Raw genomic sequence first — 15,783 nt, forward strand, 5'->3', positions numbered from 1 at the left:
CCTGGCATGAAACGAAAAAATCATGCCTTGCCCACTGATGTGCCCGCGCTGCAAGCGCTGGTACTGCAACAACAAACGCTGGTCGCGCAACAACAGGCGACCATCGCATCCCTGCACAATGACCTTAACGCACGCAAAGCAGAAATCGACCGCCTGCTGGCGCAACTGGCGAAACTGCGGCGCCTGTACTTCGGCCGCAGCTCGGAAAAGGCCGGGCGGCAGAGCGTCCAATTGGAGCATCGCCTGGAAGCGCTGCTGACGAAAGAGACGTCCCAGTCTGCGCGTGTCGAGGACCCGGCGGTGCCGCCGGCCTTACGCCCCTCACCGGTACGTTGGCCTTTGCCGTCACACCTGCCGCGTGAAGAGCGCTGCCTGGAGCCGCACGAGCCGGCCTGTCCCGCCTGCGGCGGCGATCTTAAGCCGCTGGGCGAGGATGTCAGCGAACAGCTTGAGCTGATTAAAAGCGCGTTCAAGGTGATAAAAACCCGGCGTAAGAAGAAGGTCTGCGCCCGCTGCGATGTCATCGTCCAGGCGCCGGCGCCGTCGCACCCCATCGAACGTGGCATCGCCGGTCCGGGCCTGCTGGCGCGCGTGATGACGGCGAAATACGCCGAGCACTCGCCGCTATATCGACAATCGGAAATCTTTGCCCGTCAGGGCGTCACACTGAGCCGGGCCACCATGGCCGGCTGGGTGGGGTTGTGCAGTAATCTGCTGGCGCCGCTGGCCGACGCGGTATGCGACTATGTTATGGACACCGGCAAGGTGCACGTCGACGACACGCCGGTGGACGTGCTGCAACCCGGCAAAGGTAAACCGAAAACCGGCCGGCTGTGGGTCTATGTGCGTGACGACCGCAATGCCGGTTCGCGACTTCCACCCGCGGTGTGGTTCACCTACAGCCCGGACCGCAAGGGGATTCATCCGCCAACGCATCTGGCCGGGTTCAGCGGACTGTTGCAGGCGGATGCGTACGCGGGCTTCAACCCGCCATACGAAGAAGGCCCTATCCGCGAGGTCGGCTGCATGGCCCACGCCCGGCGTAAAATCCATGATATCCATGTTCGCCATCCGTCGCCAACCACCACCGAAGCCCTGCAGAGGATCGGTGAACTGTATGCTATCGAAGCCGACATCCGGGGGCGCCCGGCCGAAGAACGACAACAGGTGCGCGAAGCGCGATCCCAGCCGTTACTGATGGGCCTGGAGAGCTGCATCAGGGAAAAACTCACCACATTGCCGCGACAGGCCGATACGGCAAAGGCGTTCAACTATCTGATGAACCACTGGCCGGCGTTGTGTTACTACGCCGGCGATGGCTGGGCGGAGATCGACAATAATATCGCGGGAAACGCGTTAAGAGCGGTGAGCCTGGGGCGAAAAAATGATCTGTTCTTCGGCTTTGATAACGGCGGCGAACGCGCCGCGCTGATGTATACGCTGATCGTCAGTTGCAAACTGAACGGGGTGGAGCCCGAAGCGTATCTGCGCCATGTGCTCGCCATTATCGGGGATCATCCCATCAATAAGATCAAAGAGCTCCTGCCATGGAATCTCAATATTCCTGCTGAATAACTGTCAATACGGCGCTGGGCGTGCGCTTACTCTGCCGTGGACTTCCGGTAGGCTAATGTTGCCAACCGGGCTGTAGGGGCCCGGATATTTTAACGACCAGGCCGGTTCCGTTTGTGGGGTTCTTTCATCCGCGCCCGGAGAAAATCCCGCGCATAATCTGGTTGGATCCTATGCGGGCATCGTCCTGCGTTAGGTATCAACCTCGTCCCGCCTTTCTGCTACAATCCCAGGCCGTCGTTTATCATTATCAATCCCAGGAAATCACCATGCGCCTGAACCCCAGCCAGCAGCACGCCGTCGAATTTGTTACCGGGCCTTGCCTGGTGCTGGCCGGCGCCGGATCGGGCAAGACGCGCGTCATTACCAATAAAATCGCCCACCTTATCCGCCAGTGCGGCTATCAGGCGCGGCATATCGCGGCGGTGACCTTTACCAACAAAGCCTCGCGGGAAATGAGGGAGCGCGTGGCGCAGACCCTGGGACGGCAGGAAGCGCGCGGTTTAACCATCGCCACCTTCCATACCCTGGGCCTGGAGATTATCAAGCGGGAATACAAAGCGCTGGGCATGAAGGCGAAGTTCTCGCTGTTTGACGAGCACGATCAATCGGCTTTGTTAAAAGATCTGACGGAACAGTGGCTGGAAGGGGATAAGGATCTGCTCAAGCAGCTGGCGTCGGCGATCGGCAACTGGAAAAACGATCTGCTCGATCCTGTCCAGGCGCAGGCTGCGGCGCGTACCGAACGCGACAAACTGTTCGCCCATTGCTATGCGCTCTATGACGCCCATCTGCGCGCCTGCAACGTGCTGGATTTCGACGACCTGATCCTGCGGCCAACCCTGTTGCTGCAACGCGACGCCGAGGTGCGGGAACGCTGGCAGAACCGCCTGCGTTATTTGCTGGTGGATGAGTATCAGGATACCAATACCAGCCAGTATGAACTGGTGAAGATGCTGGTGGGCAGCCGCGCGCGTTTTACCGTGGTGGGGGATGACGACCAGTCCATTTACTCCTGGCGCGGCGCGCGCCCGCAAAACCTGGAACTGCTGCAGCGCGATTTTCCAGCGCTTGCGGTGATCAAGCTGGAACAAAATTACCGCTCCACGGAGCGTATTTTGAAAGCCGCCAATATCCTGATCGCCAATAACCCGCACCTGTTTGAAAAAAAGCTTTTTTCCCAACTGGGCTACGGCGAGGCGCTGAAGGTGATCACCGCCAATAATGAGGATCACGAGGCGGAGCGGGTGGTGGGGGAGCTGATCGCCCACCATTTTATCCGTAAAACCCGTTATCGCGATTACGCTATTCTCTACCGGGGCAACCATCAGTCCCGGCTGTTTGAAAAAATGCTGATGCAAAACCGCATTCCCTATAAAATTTCCGGCGGCACCTCGTTTTTTTCCCGGCCGGAGATCAAGGACCTGCTGTGTTACCTGCGCGTTCTGACCAATCAGGATGACGACAGCGCCTTTTTGCGCGTGGTGAATACGCCGCGGCGGGAAATCGGTCCGGCCACCCTGCAAAAGCTGGGGGAATGGGCCTCGGCGCGCAATAAAAGCCTGTTTGACGCCAGTTTTGACCTGGGTTTAAGCCAGACGCTGACCGGGCGCGGCCTGGAATCCCTGCAACGTTTTACCCACTGGATGGCCGGCATTGCCCGGCTGGCGGAGCAGGAGCCGGTGCCGGCGGTGCGCGATTTGATCCACGGTATGGAATATGAAAGCTGGCTGCATGAAACTTCGCCCAGCCCCAAGGCCGCTGAAATGCGCATGAAAAACGTTAACCAGCTGTTCAGCTGGATGACCGAGATGCTGGAGGGGTCGGATCTTAACGAGCCGATGACCCTCGATCAGGTGGTAACCCGATTTACCCTGCGCGAAATGATGGAGCGGGGCGAGAACGATGAAGAACTGGATCAGGTACAGCTGATGACCCTGCATGCGTCCAAGGGGCTGGAGTTTCCCTACGTGTTCCTGGTGGGGATGGAAGAGGGCCTGTTGCCCCATCAAAGCAGCATTGATGAAAATAACATTGATGAAGAGCGGCGGCTGGCGTATGTGGGCATCACCCGGGCGCAAAAAGAGCTTACCTTCACGTTATGCCGCGAGCGCCGTCAGTACGGCGAGACTATCCGGCCGGAGCCGAGCCGTTTCCTGCTGGAGCTACCGCAGGACGATCTGGCTTGGGAAAGCGTGCGCAAAGTGGTCAGCCCGGAGGATCGCATGTCACGGGGACAAAGCCATCTGGCCAGCATCAAGGCGCAATTGGCGAAAGCCAAGGGACAGGAACACTGACCGCCCGGCACCGCAGCGGATAGCGGTGCCGGCCGATTGGGTTGCGCACCGTGCCGGGGAACCGGCGCATAACCCCGCGCAGTGCGGGGTTACGGCAGTTTGTGCTAAAGCGGATCCATTTCCTCAAGCAGCATCGGCCAGTGGACATAACTTTGCCACTGGCTTTCCTGCTCCAGGTATTCGGCGCGCAGCGGATGCTGCGCCAGCCATGCGTGGGGTAACAGCACGTGCAGGGTATCGTCCAGGGCCCGCAGCTTCACCTCCGGCACCGTTTCGTCCCGACGGCGACTGGCGAAGATAATCGCCAGGCGCATCAACCGGCACAGCCGCTGCGCCATGCGCGGCGGCAGGCTGTTTTGCTGGCTGAGCTGCGCCACATCGATCTGATGGCTCTGGTTTTGCAACAGGGTGGCGATAAGCTTTTGCTGGGCCGGGGTAAAACCCGGTAAATCGGTATGGCGCACCAAATAGGCGGCGTGCTGCGGGGCGTTTTTAATATCGATGCTCAGTCCAATCTCATGAATCATGGTCGCACAGTGCAGGATGGCAAAACATCGTTCGTCCAGCTGCCACGCCTTGGCCACCTGCAGGGCGAAATCCGCCGCCAGGGAACTGACCCGCTGCGCCTGCTCGGTATCCAGCAGGTAGCGGCGCTGCATATTCTGCAGAGTGCGTTCGCGAATATCCTCGCACACCGGTAAATCCAGCATACCGTACATAATGCCTTCGCGCAGCGCGCCGCCGGCGAGCGTCATGGTCTTGATGCCCAGCTCATGGAACACCGCCAGCAGGATTGACAGGCCGCTGGGGAAAACCAGCGCCCGATCGAGGGTCAGGCCTTCGATTTCCAGCTCTTCGAGCTTACCGCACTGGATAGCCCGCTGTTTGAGCTGCAACAGCTTGCTCAGGGTTATCTGTTCGTCCATGCCCTGGGCGACCATGATTTCCTGCAGCGCCTGCACCGTGCCCGAGGCGCCCACGCAGACCTGCCAGCCGCAGGCCAGGAGTTTCGACACCACCGGGCGGATCATGGCGCGCGCCGCCTGTTCCGCCTGATCAAAATTTTCCCTGGTCAGGCTGCGATCGCTGAACCAGCGATCGAGCCAGGTGACGCAGCCCATTTCCAGGCTGAACAGCTCAAGCGCCTGCGCACCGCGTCCCACCACCAGTTCCGTGCTGCCGCCGCCGATATCCACCACCAGGCGCTCATCCGACCCGCCGGTGGTATAGGCCACGCCCTGATAAATCAGCCGGGCCTCCTCTTCGCCGCTAATCACCTGGACATCGCAACCCAGGATGTCCCGCGCGGTCACCAGGAACGTCTCGGCGTTGGTGGCGATGCGCAGGGTGGCGGTGGCGACCACGCGGATATGCGCCGCGGGAATGTCCTGCAGATGTTCGGCGAACAGCCGCAGGCATTGCCAGCCGCGCTGCATGGCCTCGGGAGTCAGCGCCTTGCCGGCATTGAGCCCGGAGGCCAGGCGCACCTTGCGCTTGATGCGCGCCAGCGTCTGGACGGTGCCGGCCACCTCGCGCACCACCAACATATGAAAACTATTGGAACCTAAGTCAATGGCGGCATAGAGCGAGGTGCAACTTAGCATGGTGTTCAGCCCGGACGTTTACGGTTATGACGTGGCGCCCCGCCCGCACCGCTGCGGCGGGATGCCGAGTGGCGGCGCGGACCCGTGCCCGGCCGTGCGCGGGTCAGGCGTTTCGGCGCCGGCAGGTCGGTCATCAGCGCGTCGCTGTTATACTTACTGACAGGGATCTGATGGCCAATATAGCTTTCAATCGCCGTCAGGTTCAACGCATATTCCTCACATGCCAGGCTGATGGAGCTGCCGCTTTCGCCGGCGCGTCCCGTGCGGCCGATGCGGTGCACGTAATCCTCGCAGTCATCGGGCAAATCATAGTTGAATACATGCGTGACCAAAGGGATGTGCAGGCCGCGCGCCGCCACGTCGGTGGCTACCAGGATGTCCAGCGTGCCCTGGGTAAAATCCTCCAGGATGCGCAGGCGCCTTTTTTGCGAAACGTCGCCGGTCAATAACCCGACCCGATGGCCGTCGGCGGCCAGATGGCCCCAGATATCCTCGCACCGGTGCTTGGTGTTGGCGAAAATAATGCAGCGATCCGGCCACTCTTCTTCAATCAGCGTCTGTAACAGGCGCATCTTTTCTTCATTGGAAGGATAAAAAAGCTCTTCCTGGATACGATAGCCGGTTTTTTGCAGCGGCTCGATTTCCACATACTCAGCGTTGTTCATATGTTCAAACGCCAGCTCGCGTACACGATATGAAAGGGTGGCGGAGAACAGCATATTCAAACGTTGTTCAACGGCGGGCATACGACGGAACAACCAGCGGATGTCCTTGATAAAGCCCAGATCGAACATACGATCGGCTTCGTCGAGCACCACCACCTGGATAGCGCCCATATCAATATAATTCTGCTTGGTATAATCGATCAGGCGGCCGGTGGTGCCAACCAGGATGTCCACCCCGGATTCGAGCACTTTCAGCTGCTTGTCGTAACCATCGCCACCGTAGGCCAGACCCATTTTCAGGCCGGTGGCCTGGGCTAAGAGTTCAGCGTCGGAGTGGATTTGCACCGCCAGTTCGCGGGTTGGCGCCATGATCAGCGCCCTTGGCTGATTGATCTGGCGCTGCTCGCTGGCAGGCTGGGTGAGTAGATGATGAAACGTGGCGGCGAGGAATGCCAACGTTTTTCCGGTACCGGTTTGCGCTTGTCCCGCGACATCTTTCCCGTCAAGGGTGATGGGTAATGTCAGCGCCTGAATAGGCGTACAATTATTAAACCCTTGTTTTTCAAGAGATTCAACAATCAGCGGGTGCAGGGCGAAGTCGGAAAACTTCTTTTCGGTTAAGTGTGTTTTGCTCATAGTGTGGTAGAATAACAGTTAACTATTGCATTACGAAAGCGTATCCAGTGAAATAAAGTCAACCCGTCGTTGGTTAACCTTAAACCAGCCGGGTAATGATAATCCTGTGGAGTAGAACATGAGCGATAAAATTATTCACGTAAGTGACGACAGCTTCGAAAAGGACGTGTTGCAGGCAAAGGGACTGTTCCTGGTGGATTTCTGGGCGGAATGGTGCGGCCCCTGTAAGATGATCGCGCCCATCCTGGCGGAAGTCGCTGATGAATTCGAAGGTAAATTGACTATCGCCAAGCTGAACATCGACGAAAATCCGGCCACCGCGCCCAAATACGGCATCCGCGGCATTCCCACCCTGCTGTTGTTCAAAGACGGCGAAGTGGTGGCGACTAAAGTCGGCGCGCTGTCCCGCAGCCAGTTGAAAGAGTTCCTGAATAAAAACCTGTAATCGGCAAAAAACGGTTATCTCAACGGGCCCTGACGTTCACTATGTTTTCTCGTATTGACCGCTAGACGCCCGCCAAGAACCGTGCTAAGTTTATGTCCACTGCATTTAGATCTTACCTGTAGTTTGAATCTGAGCTTTACTCTTTGTCCGAGTCCTGTTGTTGAACAGTTGGTCGAACCGTTTGTTGAACCATAAACGGCTGATAAACGGCACAGGCGTTACAAGCAAGGTGTTCAAGCCACCTGGATTTGAATTGATCCGTTTTTAGGCGCTCTCAATCTTCAGTCTTCTTGTACTCATTTTGCATGAATTGCTGTTCATCAGCCCAAACGGGATGCGCTGGGATTAAATGCCGTTAGACAGGCACGATTTTACGCTGCCATACCATTCACAAAAACAGTTCGAGAAATACCCCGAGTTTAAGAACCCACCATTATGAACCTTACCGAATTAAAAAATACGCCGGTTTCTGAGCTAATTACTCTCGGCGAAAACATGGGGCTGGAAAACCTGGCCCGTATGCGCAAGCAGGACATCATCTTCGCCATTTTAAAGCAGCATGCGAAAAGTGGAGAGGATATCTTTGGCGACGGCGTGTTGGAAATATTGCAGGATGGATTCGGTTTCCTCCGCTCCGGCGACAGCTCATACCTGGCCGGCCCTGATGATATCTATGTTTCCCCCAGCCAGATCCGCCGCTTCAACCTTCGCACCGGCGATACCATTTCCGGCAAGATCCGTCCGCCGAAAGAGGGCGAGCGTTACTTTGCGCTGCTGAAGGTGAATGAAGTCAACTACGACAAACCGGAAAATGCCCGTAACAAAATCCTGTTTGAAAACTTAACCCCGCTGCATGCCAACTCCAGGTTGCGCATGGAACGAGGCAACGGGTCCACCGAAGATCTGACGGCGCGCGTGCTGGACTTGGCCGCGCCTATCGGTCGCGGCCAGCGCGGCCTGATCGTGGCGCCGCCGAAGGCCGGTAAGACCATGCTGTTGCAGAATATCGCGCAGAGCATCGCCTACAACCATCCGGATTGCGTCCTGATGGTCCTGCTGATCGATGAGCGGCCGGAAGAAGTGACCGAAATGCAGCGACTGGTCAAAGGCGAAGTGATTGCGTCAACGTTCGATGAGCCGGCGTCCCGCCACGTTCAGGTCGCCGAAATGGTGATTGAAAAAGCCAAGCGTCTGGTCGAACATAAAAAAGACGTCATCATCCTGCTCGACTCCATTACCCGTCTGGCCCGCGCTTACAACACCGTGGTCCCCGCCTCGGGTAAAGTGCTGACCGGTGGTGTGGACGCCAACGCCCTGCACCGGCCAAAACGCTTCTTCGGCGCGGCGCGTAATATGGAAGAGGGCGGCAGCCTGACTATCATCGCCACGGCGTTGATTGACACCGGCTCGAAGATGGATGAAGTGATTTACGAAGAATTTAAAGGTACCGGTAATATGGAACTGCACCTCTCGCGCAAAATCGCCGAGAAACGTGTCTTCCCGGCGATTGACTATAACCGCTCCGGTACCCGTAAGGAAGAGTTGCTGACTACCCAGGAAGAGCTGCAGAAAATGTGGATCCTGCGCAAGATCATCCACCCGATGGGCGAAACCGACGCCATGGAATTCCTGATGAACAAATTAGCGATGACCAAAACCAATGACGAGTTTTTCGATATGATGAAACGCTCGTAATTCACAAAAACTCGGGTAACGCCACGTCAAGACGTGGCGTTTTTTGTTTCTGATGCTAGGATAGTGAGTTCTTACTTGCCGCTGCCTGACGAATAGAGGTTTAGCCAAGCGGCCTTTTGCTTCAGTTCACCCGACGGAGATTCGGGTGTGACGAAAAAGATGACAAATCAATATTTCAGTGTCACCTAACCCAGTGACGATTGAGGCAGAGAGTGGGGGGCGTCTACATCGGTGGCGCTTCTAACAGCCTGATGGATGCAGAGAGCTTTCTATTGTGAACCTACTCAATATGAGTACTGATTTTTTCGCTATTTTTTTGTTTTCAATGGTTTTTTTGTTTTTCTCCCGCAAGGTTGCGCAAAAGATCGGCCTGGTTGATAAACCCAATTACCGCAAACGACACCATGGGCAAATCCCGTTGGTGGGCGGTATCTCCATTTATGCCGGCATCTGTTTCACGTTCATTTATACCGATCACTTCGTGCCGCATATTGGCCTGTATCTGCTGTGCTCCGGCATCCTGGTGCTGACCGGGGCGCTCGACGATCGTTTTGATATCAGCGTCAAGTCCCGCGCCACCATCCAGGCGCTGGTCGCCGTCACCATGATGTACTTCGGCGGCTTATATATTAATAGCCTGGGATTTGTGTTCGGCCCCTGGGAAATGGTGCTCGGACCTTATTTTGGTTATCCGGTCACGCTGTTCGCCGTGTGGGCGGCAATCAACGCGTTTAACATGGTGGACGGCATCGACGGGCTGCTCGGCGGGTTATCCTGCGTCTCGCTCGGCGCCATGGGCATCCTGATGTTCAAGGACAACAATCCCAGCCTCGGCTTGTGGTGTTTTGCCCTGATTGCCGCCATTTTGCCGTATATCCTGCTGAATCTCGGCCTGTTCGGCCGCCACTATAAAGTGTTTATGGGCGACGCCGGCAGCACCATGATCGGCTTCAGCATTATCTGGATTATCCTGCAAAGCACCCAGGGCACCGGGCATCCCATGAACCCGGTCACCGGCCTGTGGATTATCGCCATCCCCCTGATGGATATGATTGCCATCATGTACCGCCGCATGCGTAAAGGCATGAGCCCCTTTTCTCCCGATCGGCAGCATATCCACCACCTTATCATGCGCGCCGGCTTCAGTTCACGGCAAGCCTTTGTTATTATTACCGTTACCGCCGCCATCCTGGCCGCGTTCGGTGTGGCGGGCGAACAGTGGTTCATCTGGCCCGATTGGCTGATGTTTATGTTGTTCATCCTGGTTTTTTTACTCTACGGCTATTTGCTGAAATGCGCCTGGCGGGTGGCGCGCTTCGTTAAACGCACCAAGCGGCGGTTCGGCGCCAAACAGAGACCCACTAACCGTAATGCGGGACAAAAATGAGATCAGAAACCCAACCGACGGCCCGCGATGCGGCGCTGGATAACGAGCTGGATATCCGGGGGCTTTTTTGCGCCCTGTGGCGCGGCAAGCGCTGGATTATCGGCACCGCCCTGGTGTTTGCGGTTCTTGCCCTGGTCTATTCTTATCTGGTAAAGCAGGAATGGACCGCGGCGGCGGTCACCGATAAACCGACGGTGAACATGCTCGGCAGCTATTTTTCCCAGCAGCAGTTCCTGCGTAACCTGGATGTGAAAAATACCGCCTTGCCCACCTCGGATATGCCGGGCATCGGCGACGAGGCGTACCAGGAATTTATCCGCCAGCTGTCCTCCTATGACACCCGCCGCGATTTCTGGCTGGCAGCCGATTACTATACCTCGCGCAAACAGGGCGACGCCCATGCCGATGCGGTCTTGCTGGATGAAATGATCGGCAATATCCAGTTTTCGCCGAGGGATGATGCCAAAAAATTGCCGGATCAGGTGACCCTCACCGCCGAAACGGCGGCGGACGCCAATCTGCTGCTGCGTCGTTATGTGGCGTTTGCCAGCCAGCGCGCCGCCGGTCATCTGAATGAAGATATCATCGGCGCCTGGACGGCGCGCACCATCTCACTCAAGGCGCAGGTCAAGCGCCAGGAGGCGGTGGCCAATGCCATTTATGATCGCGACCTGAGCGCGCTGCGCCATGCCCTGGATATTGCCAAGCGGCAGGGCATCAGTCATAGTCAGATCACGGTCCCCGAGGAGCAATTGCCGCAGTCGGGGTTGTTCCTGTTGGGAGAACAAGTGCTGCAGGCACGGCTGGAAGCCCTGCAGGCGGCCGGTCCCGGTTTTGATGTGGAATACGATCAGAATCGGGCCATGCTGGCCACGCTTAATGTCGGCCCGACGCTGCAGAATACATTCCAGACTTACCGTTATTTAAGGACGCCCGAGGAACCGGTTAAACGCGATAAACCGCGCCGGGTTTTCCTGCTCATTCTCTGGGGCGCTATGGGTGGCCTGGTCGGGGCCGGCGTTGCGCTGGGCCGCCGCCGCTAAGAGCAAAGCCCCGGGACTGCCATTAATCCGAATGGGTGCGCCGCCACTACGCGGCAGAATAGAGAAGCCACGCGTACGGCTTATTTGAGACGGAAAGGAATTTGCTGTGAAAGTGTTGACAGTCTTCGGCACAAGGCCGGAAGCCATAAAAATGGCGCCGCTTATCCTGGCCCTGGCCAAGGACCCGGCCTTTGAATCCAGGATTTGCGTCACGGCCCAACACCGGGAAATGCTCGATCAGGTGTTACGTTTGTTTGAAATCGTACCTGATTATGATTTAGATATCATGCGTCCGGATCAGGGCCTGACGGAAATCACCAGTCGTATCCTCACCGGCATGAAACCGGTGCTGGCGTCATTTCGTCCGGATGTGGTGCTGGTACACGGCGACACCACCACGACACTGGCCGCCAGCCTGGCGGCATTTTACCAGCAAATCCCGGTCGGCCACGTGGAGGCCGGATTGCGCACCGGCAATCTGTATTCGCCCTGGCCGGAGGAAGCCAACCGTAAATTAACCGGCCATCTGGCGATGTATCACTTTTCGCCCACCGAGAACGCGCGGCAAAACCTGCTGCGCGAAGGACTGGCGGGGGAACGGATATTCGTTACCGGCAATACGGTTATCGATGCGCTGTTTTGGGTTCGCGATAGCATTTTAAATGACGCCGGGTTGCGCGCCGGGCTTGAGACGCGCTACGATTTTCTCGACCCGCAGAAAAAGATGATCCTGGTCACCGGCCACCGGCGCGAAAGCTTCGGCGACGGCTTCGAGCGCATTTGCAGCGCGCTGGCGCATATTGCCCGCCATCATCCCGAGGTGCAGGTGGTCTACCCGGTCCATCTCAATCCCAATGTCGGCGAGCCGGTTAACCGCATTTTAAGCGGTATCCCCAATATTAAACTTATCGATCCGCAGGACTACCTGCCGTTTGTTTACCTGATGGACCGGGCCTATATGATCCTGACGGATTCCGGCGGCATCCAGGAGGAGGCTCCGTCCCTCGGTAAACCGGTGCTGGTGATGCGCGACGCCACCGAGCGCCCGGAAGCGGTGGCGGCGGGTACCGTGAGATTGGTGGGTACCGATCCCAAAACCATCCAGGCGGCGGTCTCCCGTTTATTGACCGACGCCGATGAATATCTGGCCATGAGCCGGGCGCATAATCCCTATGGGGATGGGCAGGCCTGCCAGCGAATTATCGACGCGTTAAAGAATAATCAGGTGACAGTATGAGTTTTGACCAGATCTCCGTTATCGGCCTGGGTTATATCGGCCTGCCCACCGCAGCCGCCTTTGCTTCGCGCGGCAAAAAAGTGGTGGGTGTGGACGTGAACCAGCGTGCGGTGGAGACCATTAACCGCGGCGAAATTCACATTGTCGAGCCGGACCTGGCCGACGTGGTGCAACGCGCCGTCGAAGAGGGACATCTTACGGCGGTAACCCGGCCGGTGGCGGCCGACGCGTTTCTGATTGCGGTGCCGACACCGTTTATGGACGGGCATGAACCCGACCTTAACTATGTGCGCGCGGCGGCGCTTTCGCTGGCTCCGGTCCTTAAAGCCGGGGATCTGGTTATCCTGGAGTCCACCTCGCCGGTGGGCACCACCGAGCAGATGGCGCGATGGCTGGCCGAGGCGCGCCCCGACCTGCGTTTTCCGCAGACGGCGGGCGAGGAGGCGGATATCAATATCGCCTATTGCCCCGAGCGCGTGCTGCCCGGCAAAATCATGGCCGAGCTGATCAAAAACGATCGGGTGATCGGCGGCATGACCGCGCGCTGTTCGGCGCGCGCCAGCGAGCTCTACCGGATTTTCCTGCAAGGTGAGTGTGTGGTCACTAACTCCCGTACCGCCGAGATGTGCAAGCTGACCGAAAACAGCTTTCGGGATGTCAATATCGCCTTCGCCAATGAGCTGTCGCTGATTTGCGCCGATCAGGATATTAATGTCTGGGAACTGATCCGCCTGGCCAACCGCCATCCGCGGGTTAATATCCTGCAGCCGGGTCCCGGCGTCGGCGGGCATTGCATCGCGGTCGACCCCTGGTTTATCGTCGCGCAGAATCCAGGCCAGGCACGCCTTATCCGTACCGCCCGCCTGGTCAACGACGGCAAGCCGCTCTGGGTGGTGGACCGGGTCAAGGCGGCGGTGGCTGATTGCCTGGCGCACAGCGGCAAACGCGCCCATGAGCTGACCATCGCCTGCTTCGGCCTGGCGTTTAAGCCGGATATCGACGATCTGCGCGAAAGCCCCGCGGTCGCCATTACCCGGCTGATAGCCCAATGGCATGTGGGCAAGACCCTGGCGGTGGAGCCGAACGTGACGCAACTGCCCGCGTCGCTCGCGGGTCTCGCCACCCTGGCGGGGCTGGACAGCGCGCTGGATAGCGCGGATATACTGGTAATGCTGGTGGATCACCGTCAATTCAGGGCGCGCCCCCCGGCCGATATTACGCAACGCTGGATTATCGATACCAAAGGTGTCTGGCGCTAAGCTGCAACCCCGGCTTCGGCCGCTAGCCATCGGGTGGACCCTATGTCCGTGCATGCCACTATCGAACCGCTGGAGTGGGAAAGTGATTTTTTCACCTTAACCAGCGGCAAACTCAATTTTGATCCCGCCGCCGCGCCGCTGACCCTTTCCGCCCTGGATGCGTTCCAGGTGGTACAGGCCAAGGTGGCGGCCGACAGCCTGGCGCTGGCGGATGCGCTGGCTGTGCTGGGCTTCCGGCTGGTGGAAGGCGAAATTGATTGCTGCCTGCGGGTGCCGAAACGGGACGGCGGCGGTGATGCCCAGGATGTCATTAACGGCGCGACCACCGGCGCGGCGCGAAACCGCGCCCAAAGCGGGCGCAGCGGCGCGCTGCGCATGGCCGGCCGCGACGACATGGCGGCCGTCGGTCTGCTGGCGTCGGCGGCGTTCAGGCTAAGCCGGTTTCGCGAACCCTGGTACCGCGGCGCGGACTGCCGTCGTTTCTATGCCGTTTGGGCACAAAATGCCATCCTGGGCGCTTTTGACGATCTCTGCCTGGTCAAGGGCCGGCCCGGGGCCGTCGAAGGCATGGTGACGCTCCGGCGACTCGGCACGGATGAGGCGCGTATCGGCCTGCTGGCGGTGGACCCGGCGCTTACCGGCCGGGGCATCGGCCGCATCTTATGCGCCGGCGCGCTGGCATGGTGCCGCCTGCAGGGGATATCGCGCCTGCGTGTCGCCACCCAGGCCGGCAATATCGCCGCGCTACGACTCTACATCGCATGCGGTGCCAACGTTGACAGCACCGCCTACTGGTTATACAGGTGACAACATGATCCCGTTTAATTCCCCACCGGTGGTGGGCACTGAAATCGACTTTATCCGCACGGCGATGGGCAGCGGCAAGCTGTGTGGCGACGGCGATTTTACCAAGCGTTGCCAGCGGTGGCTGGAGCAGCGTTTTGGCAGCCCCAAGGCACTCCTGACGCCTTCCTGCACCGCGTCGCTTGAGATGGCGGCCATATTGTTGAATATCCGGCCGGGCGATGAAGTGATCATGCCCAGCTATACCTTTGTCTCCACCGCCAACGCGTTTGTCCTGCGCGGCGCGACCATTGTGTTCGTCGATATCCGACCCGACACCATGAACATGGATGAAACGCTTATCGAGGCGGCCATCACCGCGAAAACCCGCGCTATCGTGCCGGTGCATTATGCCGGCATCGCCTGCGAAATGGACGCCATCATGGCGCTGGCGGCGAAATACCGCCTGGCGGTCATCGAGGATGCCGCCCAGGGCGTGATGTCCGCTTATCGCGGGAAACCGCTCGGTACCCTGGGACATATCGGCTGTTTCAGTTTCCATGAAACCAAAAACTACACCGCCGGCGGCGAGGGCGGCGCCACGCTCATCAACGACGCCACCCTGGTTGACCGGGCCGAGATCGTGCGTGAAAAAGGCACCAATCGCAGCCAGTTCTTTCGCGGCCAGGCGGATAAATACACCTGGCGCGATATCGGCTCCAGCTACCTGATGGCCGATTTGCAGGCCGCCTATCTCTGGGGGCAACTGGATGCCGCCGATATCATTAACCGCCGCCGCCTGGAACTGTGGAACCGCTATCGCGACGCGCTGCTCCCGCTGGCGGAACGGGGGCGTATCGAACTGCCGACGGTGCCGGAAGGCTGCCGGCAAAACGCCCATATGTTTTATATTAAGCTGCGGGATATCGCCGATCGCTCGGCGTTTATCGCGCATATGAAAACGGCGGATATCCTGACGGTATTTCATTATATTCCGCTGCACGACAGCCCGGCCGGGCTGCGATTCGGCCGTTTCAGCGGCGAGGATCGTTATACCACCCTGGAGAGCCAGCGCCTGGTGCGGCTGCCGTTGTTCTACAACTTAACCGACGAGCATCAATCCCAGGTCATCGGCGCGATTAACCGGTATTTCGCCTGAT

12 protein-coding genes are annotated in these 15,783 nt (G+C 58.5%); 10 read left to right on the forward strand and 2 right to left on the reverse strand.

The window, feature by feature from the left end:
- Window positions 1–6: 6 nt before the first annotated feature.
- A complete protein-coding gene (gene tnpC / locus ACL2XF_RS22240) occupies window positions 7–1,575 on the forward strand; it encodes an IS66 family transposase (RefSeq protein WP_413727547.1) in 1,569 nt (522 codons plus the stop codon).
- A 266-nt stretch (window positions 1,576–1,841) separates the two neighbouring features.
- Window positions 1,842–3,869, forward strand: coding sequence for a DNA helicase Rep (gene rep / locus ACL2XF_RS22245; protein WP_413727548.1), 2,028 nt, complete (start codon window positions 1,842–1,844; stop codon window positions 3,867–3,869).
- 104 nt (window positions 3,870–3,973) lie between these two features.
- Here rep and gppA read toward each other — a convergent pair whose 3' ends face one another.
- Complete coding sequence (gene gppA, locus ACL2XF_RS22250; RefSeq protein WP_413727549.1) at window positions 3,974–5,473, reverse strand: guanosine-5'-triphosphate,3'-diphosphate diphosphatase; 1,500 nt, start codon at window positions 5,471–5,473, stop codon at window positions 3,974–3,976.
- 5 nt (window positions 5,474–5,478) lie between these two features.
- Entirely contained in the window at window positions 5,479–6,774 is a 1,296-nt protein-coding gene (rhlB, locus tag ACL2XF_RS22255) for an ATP-dependent RNA helicase RhlB (protein WP_413727550.1), read from the reverse strand.
- 118 nt (window positions 6,775–6,892) lie between these two features.
- Between rhlB and trxA the strand changes: the two genes are divergently transcribed.
- The 8 genes from trxA (at window position 6,893) to rffA (ending at window position 15,782) form a co-directional block, all read left to right on the forward strand.
- Window positions 6,893–7,219, forward strand: coding sequence for a thioredoxin TrxA (gene trxA, locus ACL2XF_RS22260; RefSeq protein ID WP_162367082.1), 327 nt, complete (start codon window positions 6,893–6,895; stop codon window positions 7,217–7,219).
- 435 nt (window positions 7,220–7,654) lie between these two features.
- Window positions 7,655–8,914 carry a transcription termination factor Rho gene (gene rho / locus ACL2XF_RS22265; protein WP_162367083.1) on the forward strand — a complete coding sequence of 420 codons (1,260 nt, stop codon included), beginning with the start codon at window positions 7,655–7,657 and terminating at the stop codon, window positions 8,912–8,914.
- 274 nt (window positions 8,915–9,188) lie between these two features.
- Window positions 9,189–10,301, forward strand: a complete 1,113-nt coding sequence (gene wecA, locus ACL2XF_RS22270; RefSeq protein ID WP_410013133.1) for a UDP-N-acetylglucosamine--undecaprenyl-phosphate N-acetylglucosaminephosphotransferase — start codon at window positions 9,189–9,191, stop codon at window positions 10,299–10,301.
- Window positions 10,298–11,344 carry an ECA polysaccharide chain length modulation protein gene (wzzE, locus tag ACL2XF_RS22275; RefSeq protein ID WP_410013134.1) on the forward strand — a complete coding sequence of 349 codons (1,047 nt, stop codon included), beginning with the start codon at window positions 10,298–10,300 and terminating at the stop codon, window positions 11,342–11,344. Before wecA ends, wzzE begins: the two co-directional genes overlap by 4 nt.
- Before the next feature lie 106 nt (window positions 11,345–11,450).
- Entirely contained in the window at window positions 11,451–12,581 is a 1,131-nt protein-coding gene (wecB, locus tag ACL2XF_RS22280; protein WP_410013135.1) for a non-hydrolyzing UDP-N-acetylglucosamine 2-epimerase, read from the forward strand.
- A complete protein-coding gene (gene wecC, locus ACL2XF_RS22285; protein ID WP_410013136.1) occupies window positions 12,578–13,840 on the forward strand; it encodes a UDP-N-acetyl-D-mannosamine dehydrogenase in 1,263 nt (420 codons plus the stop codon). The genes wecB and wecC overlap by 4 nt, the downstream gene beginning before the upstream one ends.
- Window positions 13,841–13,882: 42 nt before the next feature.
- Window positions 13,883–14,647, forward strand: coding sequence for a dTDP-4-amino-4,6-dideoxy-D-galactose acyltransferase (rffC, locus tag ACL2XF_RS22290; protein WP_410013137.1), 765 nt, complete (start codon window positions 13,883–13,885; stop codon window positions 14,645–14,647).
- Window positions 14,648–14,651: 4 nt separating this feature from the next.
- Window positions 14,652–15,782 (forward strand): dTDP-4-amino-4,6-dideoxygalactose transaminase, encoded by a 1,131-nt coding sequence (gene rffA, locus ACL2XF_RS22295; protein WP_410013138.1) that lies wholly within the window; start codon window positions 14,652–14,654, stop codon window positions 15,780–15,782.
- Window position 15,783 lies beyond the last annotated feature (1 nt).

This window comes from Sodalis sp. RH19 (assembly GCF_047324215.1).
In the GTDB taxonomy this organism is placed as follows: Bacteria; Pseudomonadota; Gammaproteobacteria; order Enterobacterales; family Enterobacteriaceae; genus Acerihabitans.